Origin of the sequence: Amycolatopsis sp. NPDC051372 (assembly GCF_040682095.1) — a bacterium.
GTDB lineage: Bacteria > Actinomycetota > Actinomycetes > Mycobacteriales > Pseudonocardiaceae > Amycolatopsis.
The window spans coordinates 120,950-140,876 of the sequence record NZ_JBFBAF010000025.1 but is presented as its reverse complement, the minus strand read 5'-3'; the positions used below and the strand labels follow the sequence as shown (position 1 = coordinate 140,876).

General features: G+C 68.9%; 21 protein-coding genes. 19 read left to right on the top strand and 2 right to left on the bottom strand.

Translation table 11 applies throughout. The features are described from left to right. Positions 1-5 precede the first annotated feature (5 nt). From rplK to AB0M56_RS33330, 3 genes are all read left to right on the top strand, one after another. Positions 6-440 carry a 50S ribosomal protein L11 gene (gene rplK / locus AB0M56_RS33340; RefSeq protein ID WP_364183476.1) on the top strand — a complete coding sequence of 145 codons (435 nt, stop codon included), beginning with the start codon at positions 6-8 and terminating at the stop codon, positions 438-440. A gap of 88 nt (positions 441-528) precedes the next feature. Continuing rightward, positions 529-1,248, top strand: a complete 720-nt coding sequence (rplA, locus tag AB0M56_RS33335) for a 50S ribosomal protein L1 (protein ID WP_364183473.1) — start codon at positions 529-531, stop codon at positions 1,246-1,248. Between the two features lie 70 nt (positions 1,249-1,318). Continuing rightward, positions 1,319-2,131 (top strand): alpha/beta hydrolase, encoded by an 813-nt coding sequence (locus AB0M56_RS33330; protein ID WP_364183470.1) that lies wholly within the window; start codon positions 1,319-1,321, stop codon positions 2,129-2,131. Here the strand turns inward: AB0M56_RS33330 and AB0M56_RS33325 are convergent. Continuing rightward, positions 2,083-3,270: a CoA transferase gene (locus AB0M56_RS33325; RefSeq protein WP_364183468.1), complete on the bottom strand. Its 1,188-nt coding sequence runs from the start codon at positions 3,268-3,270 to the stop codon at positions 2,083-2,085. The two genes, AB0M56_RS33330 and AB0M56_RS33325, sit on opposite strands and share 49 nt — an antisense overlap. 82 nt (positions 3,271-3,352) lie before the next feature. On the opposite strand from AB0M56_RS33325, the gene AB0M56_RS33320 reads away from it, so the two are divergent. From AB0M56_RS33320 to AB0M56_RS33245, 16 genes are all read left to right on the top strand, one after another. Next, positions 3,353-4,102 carry a helix-turn-helix domain-containing protein gene (locus AB0M56_RS33320; protein WP_364183464.1) on the top strand — a complete coding sequence of 250 codons (750 nt, stop codon included), beginning with the start codon at positions 3,353-3,355 and terminating at the stop codon, positions 4,100-4,102. Positions 4,103-4,766: 664 nt separating this feature from the next. Continuing rightward, on the top strand, positions 4,767-5,000 hold the full coding sequence (locus tag AB0M56_RS33315; protein ID WP_364183461.1) for a hypothetical protein: 234 nt from the start codon (positions 4,767-4,769) through the stop codon (positions 4,998-5,000). 507 nt (positions 5,001-5,507) lie between these two features. Next, positions 5,508-6,062: a 50S ribosomal protein L10 gene (rplJ, locus tag AB0M56_RS33310; RefSeq protein ID WP_364183458.1), complete on the top strand. Its 555-nt coding sequence runs from the start codon at positions 5,508-5,510 to the stop codon at positions 6,060-6,062. A gap of 49 nt (positions 6,063-6,111) precedes the next feature. Beyond that, positions 6,112-6,498, top strand: coding sequence for a 50S ribosomal protein L7/L12 (gene rplL / locus AB0M56_RS33305; protein WP_364183455.1), 387 nt, complete (start codon positions 6,112-6,114; stop codon positions 6,496-6,498). A 264-nt stretch (positions 6,499-6,762) separates the two neighbouring features. Continuing rightward, positions 6,763-6,897 carry a hypothetical protein gene (locus AB0M56_RS33300; protein ID WP_255638634.1) on the top strand — a complete coding sequence of 45 codons (135 nt, stop codon included), beginning with the start codon at positions 6,763-6,765 and terminating at the stop codon, positions 6,895-6,897. Continuing rightward, positions 6,897-8,102: an ATP-binding cassette domain-containing protein gene (locus AB0M56_RS33295; protein ID WP_364183451.1), complete on the top strand. Its 1,206-nt coding sequence runs from the start codon at positions 6,897-6,899 to the stop codon at positions 8,100-8,102. Before AB0M56_RS33300 ends, AB0M56_RS33295 begins: the two co-directional genes overlap by 1 nt. A 41-nt stretch (positions 8,103-8,143) precedes the next feature. Further along, positions 8,144-8,896 (top strand): ABC transporter permease, encoded by a 753-nt coding sequence (locus tag AB0M56_RS33290; RefSeq protein WP_326838172.1) that lies wholly within the window; start codon positions 8,144-8,146, stop codon positions 8,894-8,896. Between the two features lies 1 nt (position 8,897). Continuing rightward, complete coding sequence (locus tag AB0M56_RS33285) at positions 8,898-9,734, top strand: ABC transporter permease (protein WP_360597583.1); 837 nt, start codon at positions 8,898-8,900, stop codon at positions 9,732-9,734. After that, entirely contained in the window at positions 9,731-11,089 is a 1,359-nt protein-coding gene (locus tag AB0M56_RS33280) for an MCE family protein (protein WP_364183449.1), read from the top strand. Before AB0M56_RS33285 ends, AB0M56_RS33280 begins: the two co-directional genes overlap by 4 nt. Further along, a complete protein-coding gene (locus tag AB0M56_RS33275) occupies positions 11,086-12,117 on the top strand; it encodes an MCE family protein (RefSeq protein WP_364183446.1) in 1,032 nt (343 codons plus the stop codon). The genes AB0M56_RS33280 and AB0M56_RS33275 overlap by 4 nt, the downstream gene beginning before the upstream one ends. Then, a complete protein-coding gene (locus tag AB0M56_RS33270) occupies positions 12,114-13,100 on the top strand; it encodes an MCE family protein (protein WP_285970680.1) in 987 nt (328 codons plus the stop codon). Before AB0M56_RS33275 ends, AB0M56_RS33270 begins: the two co-directional genes overlap by 4 nt. After that, positions 13,097-14,275 carry an MCE family protein gene (locus AB0M56_RS33265; RefSeq protein ID WP_364183443.1) on the top strand — a complete coding sequence of 393 codons (1,179 nt, stop codon included), beginning with the start codon at positions 13,097-13,099 and terminating at the stop codon, positions 14,273-14,275. Before AB0M56_RS33270 ends, AB0M56_RS33265 begins: the two co-directional genes overlap by 4 nt. Before the next feature lie 2 nt (positions 14,276-14,277). Further along, entirely contained in the window at positions 14,278-15,489 is a 1,212-nt protein-coding gene (locus AB0M56_RS33260; protein WP_364183440.1) for an MCE family protein, read from the top strand. Continuing rightward, complete coding sequence (locus tag AB0M56_RS33255; RefSeq protein ID WP_364183437.1) at positions 15,489-16,754, top strand: MlaD family protein; 1,266 nt, start codon at positions 15,489-15,491, stop codon at positions 16,752-16,754. Before AB0M56_RS33260 ends, AB0M56_RS33255 begins: the two co-directional genes overlap by 1 nt. 46 nt (positions 16,755-16,800) lie before the next feature. Then, the gene (locus AB0M56_RS33250) at positions 16,801-17,433 is read left to right on the top strand and encodes a hypothetical protein (protein WP_364183435.1); all 633 of its coding nucleotides are present in this window, start codon (positions 16,801-16,803) and stop codon (positions 17,431-17,433) included. A 26-nt stretch (positions 17,434-17,459) separates the two neighbouring features. Next, positions 17,460-18,554 carry a hypothetical protein gene (locus tag AB0M56_RS33245; RefSeq protein ID WP_364183432.1) on the top strand — a complete coding sequence of 365 codons (1,095 nt, stop codon included), beginning with the start codon at positions 17,460-17,462 and terminating at the stop codon, positions 18,552-18,554. A gap of 64 nt (positions 18,555-18,618) precedes the next feature. On the opposite strand, the gene AB0M56_RS33240 is transcribed toward AB0M56_RS33245, so the two are convergent. Next, positions 18,619-19,152, bottom strand: a complete 534-nt coding sequence (locus tag AB0M56_RS33240) for a chorismate mutase (RefSeq protein ID WP_364183429.1) — start codon at positions 19,150-19,152, stop codon at positions 18,619-18,621. Positions 19,153-19,927 lie beyond the last annotated feature (775 nt).

Sequence of the window (19,927 nt, the reverse complement as noted above, 5' to 3'; positions counted from 1 at the left end):
AGGTAATGCCACCCAAGAAGAAGAAGCTTGCGGCGATCATCAAGCTGCAGATCAAGGCCGGTGCGGCCAACCCCGCGCCGCCGGTCGGCCCGGCGCTGGGCCAGCACGGCGTCAACATCATGGAGTTCTGCAAGGCCTACAACGCCGCGACCGAGTCGCAGCGCGGGGACGTCGTCCCGGTCGAGATCTCCGTGTACGAAGACCGGTCGTTCGACTTCAAGCTGAAGACGCCGCCGGCCGCCAGGCTGCTGCTCAAGGCCGCGGGCGTGGAGAAGGGCTCCGGCGAGCCGCACAAGACCAAGGTTGCCAAGGTCACCTGGGACCAGGTTCGCGAGATCGCCAAGACCAAGGAGACCGACCTCAACGCCCACGACATCGACCAGGCGGCGAAGATCATCGCCGGCACCGCCCGCTCCATGGGCATCACGGTCGAGGGCTGAGTTCGTAGCGCCACCGTGGGAGAGCCAAGTGCTGGCTCGTCACCACAACTCCTCAAATAATACTTACTAATAATAAGAGGACAGAAGCATGACCAAGCACAGCAAGGCTTACCGCCAGGCTGCGGAGCTCGTCGACAAGGAGCGTCTCTACGCTCCGCTCGAGGCCGCGAAGCTGGCGAAGGAGACCTCCAAGACCAAGATGGACGCGACCGTCGAGGTCGCGATGCGTCTCGGTGTCGACCCGCGCAAGGCCGACCAGATGGTCCGCGGCACCGTGAACCTGCCGCACGGTACCGGTAAGACCGCTCGCGTCATCGTCTTCGCCGTCGGCGACAAGGCCGCCGAGGCCGAGGCCGCCGGTGCGGACGCGGTCGGCACGGACGAGCTGATCGAGCGCATCCAGGGTGGCTGGCTCGACTTCGACGCCGCCATCGCGACGCCGGACCAGATGGCCAAGGTGGGCCGCATCGCCCGCATCCTCGGCCCGCGTGGCCTGATGCCGAACCCGAAGACCGGCACGGTGACCCCCGCGGTCACGAAGGCCGTGCAGGACATCAAGGGCGGTAAGATCAACTTCCGCGTCGACAAGCAGGCCAACCTGCACCTCGTGATCGGCAAGGCGTCGTTCGACACCGAGAAGCTGGTGGAGAACTACGCGGCCGCGCTGGACGAGATCCTGCGGGCCAAGCCGTCGTCGGCGAAGGGCCGCTACGTCAAGAAGATCACCTTCACCACCACGATGGGCCCGGGCATCCCGGTCGACCCGCTGCGGACGCGCAACCTCCTCAGCGAGGACGCGGCCGTCTGAGTCGCACATCACGCGAAAGGGCGGTCACGCAATGTGCGTGGCCGCCCTTTTTTCGTGTCTCATGGACACTATGCCGACGACGACGTTCACCGCTCCCGATGGGCTCCGCCTGAACTACACGGTGTGGGAGGGCGACGGACGGCACCGTCGCCCCGTCGTGCTCCAGCACGGCTTCGCGGCCGACGCGCAGGTGAACTGGGTCGGCACCGGTGTTGTGCGCACCCTGGTCGAAGCCGGGTTCACCGTGATCGGTCTCGACGCCCGCGGCCACGGCGCGTCGGACAAACCCCACGACCCGGCCTGCTACGGCCAGGACGTGATGGCCCGCGACGTGTCCGCTCTGCTCGACGAGCTGGGCCTCGACGAGGTCTCCCTCGCCGGCTACTCGATGGGCGCGATCGTCGCCCTCATCGTGGCCACCAACGACAAACGCGTGCGCTGCCTGGCCACCGGCGGCATCGGCGCGGGCATCATCGACTTCGGCGGCGTCGACACGCGCGTGGTCGAGCCCGAACAGCTCGCCGACGGCCTGCTCGCCGACGACCACGCCGACGTCCCCGCCCAGGTCCGCCCCTTCCGCCGCCTCGCCCGCCGCACGGGCGGCGACGTCGACGCCCTGGCCGCCGTCCTGCGCGCCTCGCGCCGCACGTCCATCCCCCTGACCGAGATCACCGTCCCCACGCTGATCCTCGCCGGCGAACGCGACCAGCTCGCGGCCCAGCCCGAGCGCCTCGCCATCGGCATCGCGGGCGCCCGCCTCGTCCGCGTCCCGGGCGACCACATGACGGCCGTCGCGGACCCCGCGTTCGCCCTGGCACTGGCCGACTTCTTCGCCTACTCCGACACAGGGGAGACGAGGTTCGCGATCTCCTCGCCGGCGTAACCGAGCTCCGCGAGCAGCTCGCTCGTGTGCTCACCGCGCGCGGGCGTGTGGCGGCGCACTGACGCCGGCGTGTCCGACAGGATCATCGGCGGCCCGACCTGGCGGTACGTGCCCTCCGTCGGGTGCTCGGCGAGCGAGACGAGGCCGCTGCCCGTGTAGTACGGATCGGTCTCCACGTCTTCCAGCTCCAGTACCGGTGCGAACGGGATGGACAGCTCGGCGCAGATCTTCTGCCACTGCGCCGTGGTCCTTTCGACGGAGACCTTGCCGATCTCGTCGTACAGCTCGCCGTAGTGCTTGGCGCGGCTGGCGGGGTCGCCGAACCGCGGGTCGGTTGCGAGGTCTTCGCGGCCGGCGGCGCGGAAGAAGTCGGCGATGTTCTTCTCGGTGTAGGGCAGGACGCAGGCCCAGCCGTCGGCCGTCCGCACGGCCTGGTGGCCCTCGGTCATCGACCGGTTGAAGCCCATCGCCCCGATCGCGGGCTCGAACGTGTGGCCCGCGAGGTGCTCGACGAGGTTGAACGCCAGCATCGTGTCGGCCATCGGCACCTCCACCCGCTGGCCGCGGCCGGTCGTGCGCTGGTGCACCACGGCGGCGAGCACGGAGTAGACGATGGTGAGCGCGCACAGCTTGTCGGCGAGGATCGTCGGCGCGTAGGTGGGTTTGCCGGTCGCGCGGCGCATCAGGTCGGCCATGCCGGAGGACGCCTGCACGATCTCGTCGTAGGCCGCGAGGCCTGCGCGGTCGGAGTCGGTGCGGAAGCCCTGGGCGTTGCAGTAGACGAGCCGCGGGTTGAGCTCCGCGAGCTGCTCGTAGTCCAGGCCGAGGCGCTGCAGCGCGCCGGGGCGCATGTTGGTCACCAGCACGTCGGCGGACTTCACCAGGCGCAGGAAGGCCTCGTGGCCCGCGGCCGACTTGAGGTCGAGCTCGACGCTGCGCTTGTTGCGGTTGACGTTGAGCGCGAGCGCGCCCATGCCGTCGTGGCGCTGGGGGTGGGTGTGGCGGGTGCTGTCGCCCGCGGGGGACTCGACCTTGACCACGTCGGCCCCGAGGTCGCCCATGATCTGGGTGGCGTAGGGGCCCATGACCACGGACGACAGGTCGATCACGCGGATGCCGTGCAGGGCGCCTTCGGTCACTTCGTGCCTCCTTGATCGATAGCCTCTCCCCTTAAGTTAGGTAGCCTAAGTAATCTACGCAATGTGATACTCTATTACCTATATGGGTAACCGCCAGCATCACCGCACGGTAGATCGCATTGCCGCGATCCTGGAGGCGGTCGGGAACAGTGCTTCGGGGCTGACGCTCACCCAACTCGCGGCGCGGCTCGACGCGCCCGTGTCGTCGGTGCAGAAGCTGGTGAACGGCCTCGCCGCCGTCGGCTACCTCGACGAGCAGGAGCGGCACTTCGTGCTCGGGCCGGCGCCGCACGTGCTCACGGTGCGCTCCGGCCGGGTGCCGGTGCGGTCGGTGTCGCACGAGTCGCTGGTCGAGCTGAGTGTGGCCGCCGGGTGCGCGGCGCTGCTCGCGGTGCAAGTGGGCGACAACGCGGTGTACGTCGACTGGGCCGGCACGGACGAGCCGTTCGACTACGCGCTCTCCCGGTCCCTTCGCTCCGCGCTCCCGCGTACGGCGGCTGGGCGCGTGTTACTCGCTTCGCTGCCGGAGGCTGACCGCCGTGCGGTGGTGGCGCAGGAGCCCGACACCCGCGCGGGCGTCGATCTCCTCGCGGAGGCGGCGGAGATCCGGGCGCGGGGCTACGCCGTGGTCGACTCCGGGCACGCGATGGAGACGATGGCCGCGGTGGCCGTGCCCGTCACGGAGGCGGGGCGCGTGGTGGCGGCCGCGGCGCTGGCCGCACCGTCCGAAGTGGTCGCTGCGCGGCTGCCGGACCTGGTCAGGTCGTTGGGGGAGTGGAGTTCGAGGCTGACGGGGGCCCGCACTTCTCCGGACCCGGCGAGTGGCCCGTGATCAGCCACTGACCCAGGCTGACTCTGGTCACTGTGAATGATCCCAGTGCAGGTCCGCCTTTGATTGCGAAGTCGCATGAATTGATCGTGAAGGTTCCAGATGTCGGCTGGCCGGAGACGTATGAAGGTATGGAGTTCTCTGCGTAGTCCCGCCTGTTGACGACTAGGGCATGGAGGTTCTGCACAGCCACCCTGCAGTCCGCTTGGTGCGGGCTGAAATCCTGCGCGAATTTAGTTTGGATGTCTTCCTGAAACCGGCCACACGCGTCTTCTGCTAGGCCCTCCGCAATGTTTTGGTAGACGATGCGGACAGCTTCGTACGGGCTCTTCGAGAAGACGTGGTTTGTGTGCCACTGTCCGCCGCCCTCCGCAGCGACCTGCTCCGACGTCTTGCCTTCATTGCTAGGGAAGAGGCGGTTATAGCCCCACGAGATGGCGATACCCAGGATCACCAGCACGATCACCCACCCCAGGATCTTCCCGCCGAGGCGCTTGAGCCAGCGGGGGACCGGGCGGCGACGGCGGGGTTCCTCGTACGGTGCGAGCGCTCCCGGCGGCCCCGGAGGTGCGGGTGGTTGCCAGCCCGGCTGGGTCTGCGGCTGGCGGGAGCCCGCGGGGACCAGACCGGCGTCAGGCGTCGGGGCGGGCTGGTTGCCTTGCTGGGCTTGGGTGAAGCGGAGGTAGTCCTGGAACTGCTGGAACTGGCGGAACTGTTCCAGCTGCGCGGCATCCAGCGGTGGCTGCTCGGGCGCCTGGGGCTGGGACGGCTGGGGCAAGGCGGGAAGGTGCGCGGACTCCGCGGAACCCGGCGGCAAGCTGTTCTGCTGCCCGGACGGCTGTGGCAGCGGGGAGCCCTGCGCCGGAGTCAGGCCGTGCTGAGCGGACCCGGCCGGCGGTGAACCCGACGGCAACTGCGGAACCCCAGGCATCGGAGGCTGCTCCGAACCCGGCCACTGCCCGGAACCAGGCTGCCCGGATGGCTGCGGCAACCTGCCCGGAACCGGTTGCGTGCCGTCGGCCGGTCGGGGGCCGGCGCCGGTCGGGTTGTCCGGCTGTCCGTGATCACGCTGCTCCGCCACGTCACCAATGATGCCCGCTCGCCGTCGAATCCCCGAGTCCGGGCGGCTTGTCGCTGGTCAGGCAGGGGGGTGGGCGAAAGGCTGGAAAGCCCTCACGTATAGTTCATGACGGTTCTACCGAAGACCGCTGGTTTTCCGGGTGCTCCACGGTGCTCGGAACGAAGGTCCCGCGAGATGAGCGGGCGGCCCGCGCAGGAGGAACGAGGTTCGGCTCTCCCCCAGGGAAACGCCGTGTAACGCCCCGTGCTGACTGCGCGTGGGCGTTTTTTCGTCTCAGAAGGCTCTCGAAGGACCAGTGGAATCCACTAGCCAAGAGAGGAGGCGACCATGGCGAAGCCCGACAAGGTGGCGGCCGTCGCCGAGATCGCGGAGAGTTTCCGCACCAGCTCGGCCACTGTCGTTACCCAGTACACCGGCCTCTCCGTGTCCCAGCTGTCCCAGCTGCGCCGCGCTCTCGGCACCAGTGCCAAGTACCGGGTCGCGAAGAACACCCTCGTCAAGCGTGCCGCCGAAGACGCGGGCGTGACGGGGCTCGAGGACCTGTTCGTCGGCGCGACCGCCATCGCCTTCGTCGAGGGTGAAGCTGTCGACGCCGCCAAGGCGCTTCGCGACTTCGCGAAGGACAACAACGCGCTTGTGATCAAGGGCGGCTACATGGACGGCAAAGCGCTGTCCGTGGACGAGATCAACAAGATCGCCGATCTCGACAGCCGCGAGGTCCTGCTCGCCAAGGCGGCGGGCGCGTTCAAGGCGAAGCTGTCCCAGGCCGCCGCGCTGTTCCAGGCGCCGGCGTCCCAGGTCGCCCGCCTGGCTGCCGCGCTGGAGGAGAAGCAGCGCAACGCCGCCGGTACCGAAGCAGCCGAAGCACCCGCCGAGAGCTGAACCACCCCCACCCCGAACGCCTAGTTCGTTTTTCTGAGAGGAAGCCATCATGGCGAAGCTGAGCACCGCCGAGCTGATCGACGCCTTCAAGGAGCTGACCCTCCTCGAGCTGTCCGAGTTCGTGAAGGAGTTCGAGGACACCTTCGACGTCACCGCCGCCGCCCCGGCCGCCGTCGCCGTCGCCGGCCCCGTGGGTGCCGCCCCGGCCGCCGCCGAGGAGCAGGACGAGTTCGACGTCGTCCTCGAGGGCGCCGGCGACAAGAAGATCCAGGTCATCAAGGTCGTCCGCGAGGTCGTCTCGGGCCTGGGCCTGAAGGAGGCCAAGGAGCTGGTCGAGGCCGCTCCCAAGGCCCTCCTGGAGAAGGTCGACAAGGAGGCCGCCGAGGCCGCCAAGGAGAAGCTCGAGGCCGCGGGCGCCAAGATCACCATCAAGTGATCCCGGGCGCGTAAGCGCCTACCGCACCACCTCGTGAAGGGGCGGGCATCCACTCGGATGCCCGCCCCTTTCTCGTTCGCCGGCCCCGGCGACCGACTGATCACCGCTCGTGTCCGATTCGCCCGGTCGGACCAGCCGTAACCCGATCGTTGGGCCATCTGGATCTGCGCCACTGGGTGACGTGCACTACCGTGCTGCCAGCGGTCACCGGACAAGGCCACGAACGGGTGAGGTGCTCACCGGCCTCGCCAGGCCGGAAAACTGGTGAGTAACCTGTTCGCACTCAGCTCGTTGCACCTGGTTGACGCGGAGATCGCGGCGCGCATCGGCGCGGGCTCCGCTGCCAGTCGCGGCGGGGCGGCGGTGCGCGACGACGCGGAACAGCTCCTGGAGGTGTGATGGGCGCCGAGGTGGTCATCGAAGGTCTGACGAAGTCCTTCGGAAGGCAGACCATCTGGCGGGACGTGACGCTGACGCTGCCCCCGGGTGAGGTGTCCGCGATGCTCGGCCCGTCGGGAACCGGCAAGTCGGTGTTCCTCAAGTCCATGATCGGCCTGCTGAAGCCCGACAAGGGCCGCTGCGTGATCAACGGCGTGGACATCGTCACGTGTTCCGAGCACAAGCTCTACGAGATCCGGAAGCTTTTCGGCGTCCTGTTTCAGGACGGCGCGCTGTTCGGTTCGATGAACCTCTACGACAACGTCGCCTTCCCGCTGCGGGAGCACACCAAGAAGTCCGAGTCGGAAATCCGCCGCATCGTCCAGGAAAAGCTGGAGATGACGGGTCTGGCCGGTGCGGACAAGAAGCTGCCCGGCGAGATCTCCGGCGGTATGCGCAAGCGAGCGGGTCTCGCGCGGGCGCTGGTGCTCGACCCGCAGATCATCCTGGTCGACGAGCCGGACTCCGGTCTGGACCCCGTGCGCACCGCGTACATCTCGCAGCTGCTCATCGACCTCAACACGCAGATCGACGCGACGATCCTCATCGTCTCCCACAACATCAACCTCGCGCGGACCGTGCCCGACAACCTGGGCATGCTGTTCCGCAAGGAGCTCGTGATGTTCGGCCCCCGCGAGGTGCTGCTCACGAGCGACGAGCCCGTGGTCGAGCAGTTCCTCAACGGCCGCAAGCGCGGCCCCATCGGGATGTCCGAGGAGAAGGACACCGCCACGATGGCGCGCGAGGAGGCCGAAGCCGCCGCGGGGCACTCCGACGGCTCGCCCGACGAGGACATCCGCGGCGTCGTCCCGCAGATGCAGCCCAGCCCCGGCCTGCCGGAGCGCGCGGGCGCCCGCCGCCGGATGGACCGCGTGATGCGGATCCTCCACACGCTCCCGCCGGCCGCGCAGGAGGGCATCATCGAATCCCTCAGCCCGGAGGAGCAGCGGCACTACAACGTGCACGCCGCCCACGCGCCGGCCCGTCGCCCGGGCCCCGAGGACACGCAGCAGATCCCCCGGATCTCCGACCGTGGCCCCGTGCCGAACCAGCACCAGGGCCAGCTGCCCGCCGACCAAGTCGCCCGGATCCCCGGCGGCTCCGGCCCGCAAGGGCCAGGCGGCGGCTACTTCGGTCCCGGCGGCAACGGGCCGGGTGGCGCGTGAGCTCGAACGCAGCACCGGCGAGGAAAATCCCCGGGCACGGCATGCTCCGCGAGACCGGGAACCTGTTCGCCCTCGGTCTCGACATCATCCGCGGCATCTTCCAGCGCCCGTTCCAGCTGCGGGAGTTCATCCAGCAGGCCTGGTTCGTCGCCAGCGTCACGATCCTGCCGACGGCGCTCGTCGCGATCCCGTTCGGCGCGGTCATCTCGCTGCAGTTCGGTGCGCTCGCCCGCCAGCTCGGCGCGCAGTCCTACACCGGCGCCGGCTCCGTGCTCGCCACGGTGCAGCAGGCCAGCCCGCTCGTCACGGCGCTGCTGGTGGCCGGCGCAGGAGGAAGTGCCGTCTGCGCTGATATTGGCGCCCGCACCATCCGCGAGGAGATCGACGCGATGGAGGTGCTGGGCGTCTCCGCGGTCCAGCGCCTGATCGTGCCGCGCACGCTCGCGATGATGCTCGTCGCGCTCTTGCTCAACGGCATGGTCAGCGTCATCGGCGTGCTCGGCGGTTACTTCTTCAACGTCGTGCTCCAGGGCGGCACACCCGGCGCTTACCTGGCGAGTTTTTCCGCGCTGGCGCAGCTGCCCGACCTCTGGGTCGGTGAGCTCAAGGCCCTGATCTTCGGCTTCATCGCCGCGGTCGTGGCCGCGTACCGTGGCCTGCACCCCAGCGGCGGCCCGAAGGGCGTGGGCGACGCGGTGAACCAGTCGGTGGTCATCACGTTCCTGCTGCTCTTCGTCGTGAACTTCGTGATCACGCTGATCTACCTGCAGATCGTGCCCGGAAAGCTGGACTGACATGACGTTCATCTCGGGTGCCAAGCGCGTCGCCCACCGTCCACTGGAGACTCTGGACACCCTGGGCGACCAGATGTCCTTCTACGGCCGCGCGCTGCTGTGGACGCCGCGCACGCTGCGCCGCTACATGAAGGAAGTCCTGCGACTGCTCGCCGAGGTGAGCTTCGGCTCCGGCTCGCTCGCGGTCATCGGCGGCACAGTCGGCGTGATGGTCGGCCTCACGCTGTTCACCGGTGTTCTCGTGGGCCTGCAGGGCTACTCGGCCCTGAACTCCATCGGCACCTCGGCGTTCACCGGCTTCCTCACCGCGTTCTTCAACACCCGCGAGATCGCCCCGCTGGTCGCCGGCCTTGCCTTGAGTGCCACGGTCGGCGCCGGTTTCACCGCGCAGCTGGGCGCCATGCGGATCTCCGAGGAGATCGACGCGCTGGAAGTCATGGGCGTGCCGAGCCTGCCGTACCTGGTGACCACGCGGATCATCGCCGGGTTCGTGGCCGTGATCCCGCTTTACATCATCGGCCTGCTGAGCTCTTACCTCGCCTCACGCCTGGTGGTCATCTACATCTACGGCCAGTCAGCGGGTACCTACGACCACTACTTCGACCTTTTCCTACCACCGCAAGACGTTCTGTACTCGTTCATCAAGGTGCTGATCTTCAGCGTCTTGATCATTCTTTCGCACTGCTACTTCGGCTACCGCGCCTCCGGTGGGCCGGCCGGCGTGGGCGTGGCCGTGGGCCGCGCGGTTCGCCTTTCCATCGTCACGGTTTCGATCGTGAACTTCTTCATCGGTTTCGCCATCTGGGGAACCGACGTCACGGTGAGGATTGCGGGATGATCGCAGGCGGGGTGGGCGGGCCGGTGGCAACGCTGCGGCGCAGGCTCCTGGGCCTGCTGCTCGTGGCGCTGCTCGTGGGAGGTGTGGCCCTGAGCATCGCCTTGTACAACAAGGCGTTCACCAAGTTCGTCACGGTGAAGCTGGAAGCCGACAGCATCGGCAACCAGCTGCTGGAGCAGTCGGACGTGAAGGTGCGCGGCCTGATCGTGGGGTCGGTCAAGACCATCGCGGCCACCACCGACGGGGCCGAGCTCACGCTGGACCTCCAGCCGGACTACGTGAAGCTGATTCCGGAGAACGTCTCGGCGCGCTTCCTGCCCAAGACGCTCTTCGGCGAGCGCTACGTCTCGCTCGAGATCCCGAAGAACCCGTCGGCCAAGACGCTCGCCGACGGCGACGTCATCCCGCAGGACCGCACCTCCGGCGCGATCGAGCTGGAGCAGGCGCTGGAGCACCTGATGCCGGTGCTCCAGGCGGTGCAGCCGCAGAAGCTCTCGAGCACGCTCACCGCGATCTCCACCGCGCTGCAGGGCCGGGGCAAGCCGCTCGGCGAGACGCTCTCGCAGCTCGGCGACTACATCGGCAAGCTGAACCCGCACGAGCCGCAGCTGCAGCACAACCTCAAGGCACTGGCGGACTTCTCCGACAACTTGAGCGCCTCGGCGCCGGACCTGGTGCAGAGCCTCGACAACCTGAGCACGACCACCCGCACCGTGGTGGACGAGCAGCAGAACCTCGCGAGCCTCTACAGCAACCTGACCGCGGCTTCGCAGGACCTGCAGTCGTTCCTGGAAGCCAACTCCCAGAACATCATCAGCCTCGCCGACACCGCGCGGCCCACGGCCGAGCTGCTCGCCAAGTACGCGCCGGAGTACCCGTGCGTGATCGGGCAGATGGCGAAGCTCGTGCCGGTGGTCGACAAGGCGCTGGGCAAGGGCACGAACCAGCCCGGCCTGCACGCGACGATCGAGGTGGTCGTGAACCGCGGTCCCTACAAGGCGGGTCAGGACGAGCCGCGGTTCGAGGACAAGCGCGGCCCGCGCTGCTACGACCTCAAGAACCTGCCGAACCCGTTCCCGCAGGAGCCGCCGGACGGCGCGTTCAAGGACGGCACCAAGCCCACCCCGGGGTCGAAGTCCCACGGCCAGGGCCTCAACCCGGCCAACTTCCTCTCCGACGCCGCGGGTCTCGGCGGCGGCACGAGCGGCGGTGACCCGGCGTACTCGGGCGCGGAGAACGACTTCCTCGGCCAGCTCGTGGCCCCGCAGGTCGGGATGTCCGAAGGTGACTTCCCCGGCTGGGGCTCGCTGCTCGTCGGCCCGCTCTATCGGGGTGCGGAGGTGACGGTGAAGTGAGGGGACTGGCTGCACCGCTGATCAAGCTGTCGATCTTCGTGGTGATCACCGTGCTGTTCACCGCCGTGCTCGGCATCAGCATCGCGAACATCAACACGACCAGCACCAAGGACTACTCGGCGCGCTTCACCGATGCGACGCTGCTGCTCAACGGCGACGACGTCCGCATCGCCGGCGTCCGCGTGGGCACGGTGAAGGACGTGAAGATCGTCGACAAGCGCCAGGCGCAGGTCGACTTCGAGGTCGACGCCGGGCGGCAGCTGCCGGCGGGTGTCACCGCGCAGATCAAGTTCCGCAACCTCGTCGGCCAGCGCTACCTCTCCCTCGGCGAGGGCACCGACACCTCCGGCAAGACGCTGCTCCCGGGCGGCTCGATCCCGCTCGAGCGCACCACGCCGGCGCTGGACCTGACCGAGCTGTTCAACGGGTTCAAGCCGCTGTTCACCGCGCTGAACCCCGACGACGTCAACAAGCTCTCCTACGAGGTCATCCAGGTCCTGCAGGGCGAGGGCGGCACCGTCGAGAGCCTGCTGTCGCACACCGCATCGCTGGCCACCACGATCGCCGACAAGGACAAGGTGATCGGTGAGGTCATCGACAACCTCAACTCGGTGCTCGACACGGTCAACGCGCACACGCCGCAGCTGAGCGACCTGATCGTGAAGCTGCAGCAGCTGGTGTCCGGCCTGGCCGCCGACCGCAAGCCCATCGGCGACGCGATCGACAGCCTCGGCAACCTGGCCCAGACCACCGCCGGCCTGCTCGGCGACGCGCGCCAGCCGCTGAAGGACGACATCAGCGCGCTGGGTGACCTGACCACCAAGCTCAACAAGAACGAGCCGACGCTGGAGCACTTCATCCAGTTCCTGCCGCAGAAGGTGAGCGCGCTGACCCGCACCGCCGACTACGGCTCCTGGTTCAACTTCTACGCGTGCGAGGTCAAGGGGACCATTGCCCTGCCGCCGCTGATCAACAAGCCTCTCGACGCCACTGTGCTGCCGTCGACCCGGGATAGGTGCAGCGGATGAAGTCCTTCCAGAAGCGCAACCCCGTCCCGATCGCGCTGGTCGGGCTCGCGGTGCTCGTGCTCGGCTTCGTCGCCGCGCTCAACTCCGACGACCTGCCGGTCATCGGCGGCGGCACGACCTACAGCGCCGAGTTCTCCGAGGCCGCCGGGCTCACGACCGACAACGACGTGCGCATCGCCGGCGTGAAGGTCGGCAAGGTCTCCGAGATCAAGCTCGACGGCGCCAGCGTGAAGGTGTCGTTCAAGGTCAAGGACGCCTGGCTCGGCGACAAGACCTCGGCCGCGATCAAGATCAAGACGCTGCTGGGTCAGAAGTACCTGTCGCTCGACCCGCAGGGCGTCGGCACGCTCAACCCGGGCCAGCCGATCCCGCGCGACCGCACGATGTCGCCCTACGACGTGCTCGACGCGTTTCGCGGCCTCTCGCAGACCGTCGACGACATCAACACCGACCAGCTCGCGAAGAGCTTCGACACCATCACGCAGACCTTCGCCAACACGCCCGAGGACGTGAAGGGCGCGCTCTCGGGCCTGTCGAAGCTCTCTGACACCATCGCCTCGCGCGACGCGCAGCTGTCGAACCTGCTGGCCAACACCCGCGAGGTGTCGCAGACGCTGGTCGACCGCGACGCCGAGGTGCAGAAGCTGATCACCGACGGCAACCAGCTGCTCGACGAGATCTCCAAGCGCGAGCAGGCCATCACCGCGCTACTCGACGGCTCCAAGGAGCTCGCCACTCAGCTGCAGGGCCTCGTCGACGACAACGACAAGCAGCTCGACCCCGTGCTCACACAGCTCGACCAGCTGACGTCGATGCTGCAGCGCAACCAGGACTCGCTCGCGCAGGGCATCGCGAAGTTCGCCCCGTTCGTGCGCGTGTTCACCAACACCATCGGCACCGGGCACTGGTTCGACAACTACATCTGCGGTCTGGTGGCGCCCTCGTTCGGGCCGATCAACCAAGAGGGGTGCTACACGAAATGAGTGACACCCGGTTCGGCCAGTCGCTCCTGCGCGGCGCGTCCATCGCCGTCGTCCTCGCGCTCGTCATCGCGGGCGGCATCTGGTGGACGCTCAAGGACGCGGGGCGCAACCACCTCACCGCGTACTTCTCCGGCGCTGTCGGCCTCTACGAGGGCAACAGCGTGCGGATGCTCGGCGTCGACCTCGGCACGGTCACCAAGGTCCAGCCCATGGGCAACCAGGTGCGCGTGGACTTCGAGTACGACCGTTCGGTGCCGGTGCCCGCCGACGCGAAGGCGCTGATCGTCTCGCCGTCGCTGGTCAGCGACCGCTACATCCAGCTCGCGCCCGCGTACACCGGCGGCCCGAAGATCTCCGACGGCGCCGTGATCCCGCTCAACCGCACCGAGGTGCCGCTCGAGGTCGACCAGCTCGCCGCGAGCCTCGCGAAGGTGAGCGAGACCCTCGGCCCCAACGGTGCCAACAAGAACGGCTCGCTCTCGGACCTGCTCAACACCGTCGCGAAGAACGTGGACGGCAACGGCCAGGCCCTGCACGACACGATCGCCAAACTCGGCCAGGCGTCCGGCACGCTCGCCGGCAACAAGGACGACCTGTTCCAGACCGTGCAGAACCTCGGCCAGTTCTCGCAGACAATGGTCAACAGCGACAGCCAGGTGCGCCAGTTCGAGAGCCAGCTCGCCGACGTGAGCGGGTACCTGGCGGGGGAGAAGGATGACCTCGCCGCCACGGTGCAGCAGCTGAGCACCACGCTGCAGTCGGTGCAGGGCTTCATCGAGCAGAACCGCGGCCGGCTCAAGTCCAATGTGGACAAGCTGGCCAGCGTCACCAAGGTGCTCGTGGACCAGCGTAGCGCGCTGTCGGAGATCCTCGACGTGGCGCCGGTGGCGCTGTCGAACCTCGTCAACGTCTACAACGGCTCCGCGGGCACGCTCGACGCGCGGCCGAACCTCAACGAGCTCACGCAGCCGCCGCTGGTGATGGTCTGCAACCTGCTCAAGGAGACGCCCGACGCGCTCAAGCTGCTCGGTGACACGTGCGGTTCGATCGCCGGTGTGGTCGACGGCGCGGTGCCGCTGCCGTCCACCGCGCAGGTCCTGCAGTCACTGCAGAACGGCAAGCTGCCGCCACTGCCGCTCCCGCTCGCGGGCCAGGTCTACGGGACGGGGAGCTGAGCATGAAGCGCCTCCAGAGGTTCGCCGCCGCCGGCGTGGTCACCACGGTGTCCGCGCTGGTGCTGTCCGGCTGCGGGTTCACCGGCATCTACGACGTGCCGCTGCCCGGTGGCGCCGACCTCGGCAGCCACCCGTACAAGGTCAAGGTGCAGTTCTCCGACGTCCTCGACCTCGTGCCGCAGGCCGGTGTGAAGGTCAACGAGGTGCCCGTCGGCCAGGTCGAGTCCGTGGGGCTCACCCCCGACGGCTGGCACGCCGAGGTCACCGTGGAGATCAACGGCGACGTGAAGCTGCCGGCCAACGCGCTGGCCAACGTGAAGCAGTCGAGCCTGCTCGGCGAGAAGTACGTGGAGCTCTCCTCGCCCGGCGACGGGCAGGCGCAGGGCACGCTCGCGAACAACGCCACGATCCCGCTCGCGCGCACTGGCCGCGACGTCGAGGTCGAAGAGGTGCTCGGCGCGCTGTCGCTGCTGCTCAACGGTGGTGGCGTCGAGCAGCTCAACACCATCACCAAGGAGCTCAACAACGCGACGGCGGGCAAGGAGCCCGACATCAAGGCGTTGCTGGACAACGCCAACGAGCTCGTGACGAACCTCGACGAGCAGTCGCGCAACATCACCCGCGCGCTCGACGGGCTCGACCGGCTGTCGATGACGCTCAAGGACCAGAAGGACAAGCTGGTGGGCGCCGTCGACAACCTCGGCCCCGGCATCGGCGTGCTGGAGCAGCAGCGCGGCCAGCTCGTGACCATGCTCAACGCGCTGAACAACCTCTCCGGCGTCGCCACCGACACGGTGAACAAGAGCAAGGCGGACCTCGTGGCCGACCTCAAGGCCCTCACGCCGACGTTGCAGAAGCTCGGCGAGGCGGGCAACGACCTGCCGCGGGCGCTGCAGATCCTGCTGACCTTCCCGTTCACCGATCAGGCCTACAACGACGTGAAGGGTGACTACTTCAACCTCTTCGCGAAGGTCGACCTGAACCTCAAGGACGTCATCGACAACCTGGGCCGCAGCCGGGACAACCCGCTGTCGAACCTGCTGCCGGTGCCGGGCCTGACCGGGGGCACGCAGGGCGACCAGCCGCCGCTGCTACCGCTCGGGGGCCAGTCGGGGTCGAACGCGAAGCCGAACTCGACCGGTGGCCAGGGTGGCGGCAAGCCACAGGGCGGGCTGTCCGGGCTCTTCGGGATCCTCTCGGGAGGTGCGGGCTGATGTTGCTGCGCAAGACGAAGTTCCAGCTCGTCGCCTTCGCGATCATCTCGGTCGTGGCGCTCGTCTACGCCCTGGTCCGCTTCGCCGGCCTCGGCTCGGTGTTCGGCGACAGCGGCTACACGGTGAAGCTGCAGCTCAACGAGTCGGGCGGCATCTTCACCAACGCCGAGGTGACCTACCGCGGCTTCAACATCGGGCGCGTCGGCCAGCTGCGGCTCACGCAGACCGGCCTGGAGGCCGACCTCAACATCGACCCGTCGGCGCCGCAGGTGCCCGCGGACCTCGACGCCGTGGTCGCCAACCGCTCGGCCGTGGGTGAGCAGTACGTGGACCTGCGGCCGAAGAACGACAAGGGCCCGTTCCTCGCGGGCGGCTCGGTGATCCCGGCGTCGAAGACCACCGTGCCGGTCAGCACCGATCGGCTGCTGTCGGACCTCGACTCGCTCGCGGCCTCCGTGCCCACCGACTCGCTGCGCACCGTCGTGGACGAGTCCTACGACGCGTTCCGCGGCACCGGCGGAGACCTGCAGCAGCTGCTCGACACCGCGCAGAGCTTCACGGCCACGGCCCAGCAGTACCTGCCGCAGACCGTGCAGCTGCTCGACGCCGGCGGCCAGGCGCTGGACACGCAGAACCACGAGGCGTCGAACTTCGCGGACTTCTCCAAGAACCTCAACGAGCTCACCGGCACGCTGAAGAACTCCGACGGCGACCTGCGCAAGCTCATCGGCATCACGCCGCAGGTCGCGGCACAGATCGACCAGGTCGTCAACGAGACCGGGCCGGGCCTGGGCGCGCTGACGGCGAACCTGCTGACCACGGCCAACGTCACCGTGACCCGCCTCGACGGCATCGAGCAGGGCCTGGTGACCTACCCGGCGCTGGCCGGCGCGGCCTCCAGCGTGGCGCCGGGCGACGGCACCGCCCACCTCGGGCTCGTGCTCAACCTGTTCAACCCGCCGGCCTGCACGAAGGGCTACCTGCCCTACAGCCAGTACCGCACGGGCGCCGACACGTCACCGCGGCCGGCCGACGACAATGTGTACTGTGCCGAGCCCAAGGGCAGCCCCATCAACGTCCGCGGCTCGCAGAACGCGCCGTACGGCGGGGCCCCGGTCGCGCCGTCGCAGGCCGACGTGGACGCCAACGCGGGCCGTCCGGCCCAGGAACTGCAGGACATGCGCGATGCCGCCGTGCCGGGCGTAGCCGGAAGCCCGGGTGTCTCGTTGAACAGCCTGGGAGCGCTGCTCGGTCTCGCCGGCTGAGCCGCGTGGGCGTGGATTCGATGACCGTTACCTACCCTGGAGTGATATGAGTTCCGAACAGGCCGCCGCCGAGGAAGGGGTGACCTCGTCGCCGCCGGAAGCCCCGGCTTCCGCTTCGGAGACTGCTTCGACCGGTGCCGCCTCGCCGGCCAAGCGGTCCCTGCCGGGCTCGCCGCGCGTGTGGCTCTTCGGCGCCGGGGCGTTCGCGCTCGCCGCCTTCGTGGTCGCGGTGGTCTTCGGGATCATGTGGTGGGTCGCGGGCACGGGGGAGAACGCGGCCCTGGCGCAGTCGCGTGACGACGTCGTGAAGGCGGGCGCCAACGCCGTGAAGGCCTACACCGAGGTGGACTACCAGAACCTCGACGCCGTCTTCGCCCGCCAGAAGTCCGTGTCCGACGACGACATGGCCAAGCAGATCGACCAGCTGAAGCCCACCTACGGCAAGGCGCTGACCGACGCGAAGACGAAGGTCACCACGACCGTGCAGGACATCGCGGTCGAGGAGCTCGACGACCACGAGGGCAAGGCCAGCTTCCTGGCCGCCATCACCACCGACGTCACCCAGGGCGCGCAGAGCTCCTCGAAGGCGCTGCGCCTGGAGGTCTCGATGACCCGCGTCGGGAACGACTGGAAGCTGTCCGGCATCGACAACGTCCCCCTCGTCGCCTCCGGCCAGTAGCTTCACCGCAGAACGGAGTTCTCCTAGTGCCTCCCTCCCGCCGCCAGCCGCCCCGCAGCAGCACCCCGCCGGCCCGTCGGCCGAGGGTCGCCGGGCTGCGCAAGCCGTCGAGCGCGGACGGCGCACCTGCGTCCACCGACGAGCGGCCGACACCTGCTCCGGCTCCCGCCGCGGCCAAGCCGCGCCCGCGTCCGGCGGTGCCGCGGACCGGCCCGCTGACCAGCGCGGATCCGTCCGAGGTCACCCAGGAGATCCGGTTCCCGAGGAGCGCGGGGATCTCGCGGTCGCGGGGGCTGGCCACGGAGGACCCCGAGGACGCCGCCGACGTGGACACCGCGGCCGCGGTCGAGGACGAAGCCGAGGTCGACGCCCTCACCGGCGAGGCCGTCGCCGCTCCCGAGGAAACCGACGAGACAGTCCGCGCGGCTCCGCGCCGCAAGCGCCGGGACTCGGGTCGCGCGAAGCCCGTGGACGTCGACGAGGCCGAGCAGGAGGCCGCCGGCGCGCCCGCCGTGCCGCCGCCGTGGGCGAGGCAGCAGCCGCGCCAGGACCGCACGGTCGTGCTGACCGTCGTGCTGCTCGTGGTGGGCCTGGTGTTCGCCGCGGGCGCGGTGTTCTTCAAGCTCGGCTTCGACGACGCCTCCGACTCCACGAGCAACACCGCGCTGCTGGACGTCGCGAAGACCGCGCAGGTCAAGGACCAGGTGTCCAAGGCCACCGAGGCCCTGTTCTCCTACGACTACAACAACATCAAGAAGACCGAGGATGCCGCCAACGGCCTGCTCGCCAACGACAGCGTCAAGGCCAAGTACAACTCGCTCATGGGCGAGGTCAAACGCCTCGCGCCGCAGCAGAAGATGGTGGTGACCTGCAAGGTCACCCGCAGCGCCGTGATCATGCTCAACGGCGACCTCGCGCGCGTGATGGTGTTCGTGGACCAGACCTCCACGCGCGCCGACACCAAGCAGACCACGGCCGGCTCGGCCCAGCTGCACGTCGACGCGCAGCTGCAGGGCGACACGTGGAAGATCACCGACCTCGACACGTACAAGGCCCCAGCGCCGCCCGCGGCCAAGGCGCCCACCTCCTCGGCCCCGGCCTCGCCGCCGCCGTCGAAGTAAGTCGAAGCCGAAGGCCCGGTGCCCGCTTGAGCGGGTGCCGGGCCTCTTGCTTTCGTTCAGAGCCTCAGCAGAGGGACTGCAGGGCCGTGCGCAACGCGGTGCGGTGCAACTCGTCGAGGTGGTCGACGACGTCAGCCGAGATCTGCGCCTCGAGCACGTCCACCCGGCACGGCGCGCCGGGCTCGCGGACGTCGTTCGTGGCCACCAGTTCGGTCAGCAGCGACGTCGTCAGCTCGTCCAGCTCGGCGCGGATCTCGGCGAGGTCCGGGCGTGTGGTGGGCGCCTGGGCGGGGTGCGCGGTCCAGCGGTCGAACAGCCCGCGCTGCACGACCTTGCTCGCGGTGATCTGGTCGGAGAAGAACGCCGCCGTACGCTCGGGGTCCAGGCCCAGCGCGAACGCGCGCGTGCGCACCGAGGCGAGCTCCTGCTCCTCGCGCGCCGGGTCGTCGATGGGCTTGTCGGTGCCGAACTTCGACGCGGCCACGCGATCACCCATCCGCAGGCGCTCGACCACGAGGTCGGCGAGCGGCCCGAGCCGGCCGAACGCGTGGCCCGCGGTGCCGGCGGTGTCTGTGGCGGTCTTTCCGGATGCGGCCATGGCCTGAGTGCCTCCGACGGTGAGTGCGGCCAGCGCGACGGCGAGGATCACGGTGGAGCGGCGCAGTCTCGTTCCCGAACATGAGCACTCCGTCGTGGGCCGGCGACCAGGATCGGATCTGATTTTAGCGGTGGGGAATTCACGAAACCCGGACAATCTCGCCGGATGGACACGCAATCGTGCCGATGCCGGATTTGTCTGCCCGGACGTACCGCGGCACTCGGCCTCGCGGGTCACGGCGGCCTCCGGCGGTAGTTGCGACAGCACCGCCACCCTGGCTGCTCGGGTGATCACGGCGCGTTCGGCGAGTGAACCGGCGGTCCAGCTCATCGCGAACGATCGCCCGCAACGCCGTGTCGGCGGCCGCTCCGAGACCGTGGGTCGGCACGCCGGCCTGCTCCCGACCCGGGGCTGCCGGGGCGTGATCATCGACGTGGGGTTGCCTGTTGGAGACCCGAAACGGCTCCCCGTCGAGCAAACCCCCGCCCTCCCCTCGGGGGGCGTCCCCATCCCAGTCTATCGGCCCCTGACCTCGAAAAATGCCCGGAACGAAATCTGTGGACAACCCCGGAGTCGGCCGGGTGGCCTGTGGACAAGCCGAGCTGCCTGTGGCGGGCCGAGTTGCCGGTGGACAAGCCCCGAGTCAGCCGGGTGCCTGTGGGCAAGCCGAGTTGCCTGTGGCGCGCCGGACTTCCTGTGGCGGGTCAACCTGCCCGTGACACAAGGCACCCGCGCGCCCCTCGGCCGGGCACCGCACCGGCCCTTTGGGTCGTGG

Excerpts from the sequence above, each read along its gene's own strand:
- rplK (WP_364183476.1), top strand. The coding sequence starts at position 6 with ATGCCACCCAAGAAGAAGAAGCTTGCGGCGATCATCAAGCTGCAGATC.
- rplA (WP_364183473.1), top strand. The coding sequence starts at position 529 with ATGACCAAGCACAGCAAGGCTTACCGCCAGGCTGCGGAGCTCGTCGAC.
- AB0M56_RS33330 (WP_364183470.1), top strand. The coding sequence starts at position 1,319 with ATGCCGACGACGACGTTCACCGCTCCCGATGGGCTCCGCCTGAACTAC.
- AB0M56_RS33320 (WP_364183464.1), top strand. The coding sequence starts at position 3,353 with ATGGGTAACCGCCAGCATCACCGCACGGTAGATCGCATTGCCGCGATC.
- rplJ (WP_364183458.1), top strand. The coding sequence starts at position 5,508 with ATGGCGAAGCCCGACAAGGTGGCGGCCGTCGCCGAGATCGCGGAGAGT.
- rplL (WP_364183455.1), top strand. The coding sequence starts at position 6,112 with ATGGCGAAGCTGAGCACCGCCGAGCTGATCGACGCCTTCAAGGAGCTG.
- AB0M56_RS33295 (WP_364183451.1), top strand. The coding sequence starts at position 6,897 with ATGGGCGCCGAGGTGGTCATCGAAGGTCTGACGAAGTCCTTCGGAAGG.
- AB0M56_RS33290 (WP_326838172.1), top strand. The coding sequence starts at position 8,144 with ATGCTCCGCGAGACCGGGAACCTGTTCGCCCTCGGTCTCGACATCATC.
- AB0M56_RS33285 (WP_360597583.1), top strand. The coding sequence starts at position 8,898 with ATGACGTTCATCTCGGGTGCCAAGCGCGTCGCCCACCGTCCACTGGAG.
- AB0M56_RS33280 (WP_364183449.1), top strand. The coding sequence starts at position 9,731 with ATGATCGCAGGCGGGGTGGGCGGGCCGGTGGCAACGCTGCGGCGCAGG.
- AB0M56_RS33270 (WP_285970680.1), top strand. The coding sequence starts at position 12,114 with ATGAAGTCCTTCCAGAAGCGCAACCCCGTCCCGATCGCGCTGGTCGGG.
- AB0M56_RS33265 (WP_364183443.1), top strand. The coding sequence starts at position 13,097 with ATGAGTGACACCCGGTTCGGCCAGTCGCTCCTGCGCGGCGCGTCCATC.
- AB0M56_RS33260 (WP_364183440.1), top strand. The coding sequence starts at position 14,278 with ATGAAGCGCCTCCAGAGGTTCGCCGCCGCCGGCGTGGTCACCACGGTG.
- AB0M56_RS33255 (WP_364183437.1), top strand. The coding sequence starts at position 15,489 with ATGTTGCTGCGCAAGACGAAGTTCCAGCTCGTCGCCTTCGCGATCATC.
- AB0M56_RS33250 (WP_364183435.1), top strand. The coding sequence starts at position 16,801 with ATGAGTTCCGAACAGGCCGCCGCCGAGGAAGGGGTGACCTCGTCGCCG.
- AB0M56_RS33240 (WP_364183429.1), bottom strand. The coding sequence starts at position 19,152 with ATGGCCGCATCCGGAAAGACCGCCACAGACACCGCCGGCACCGCGGGC.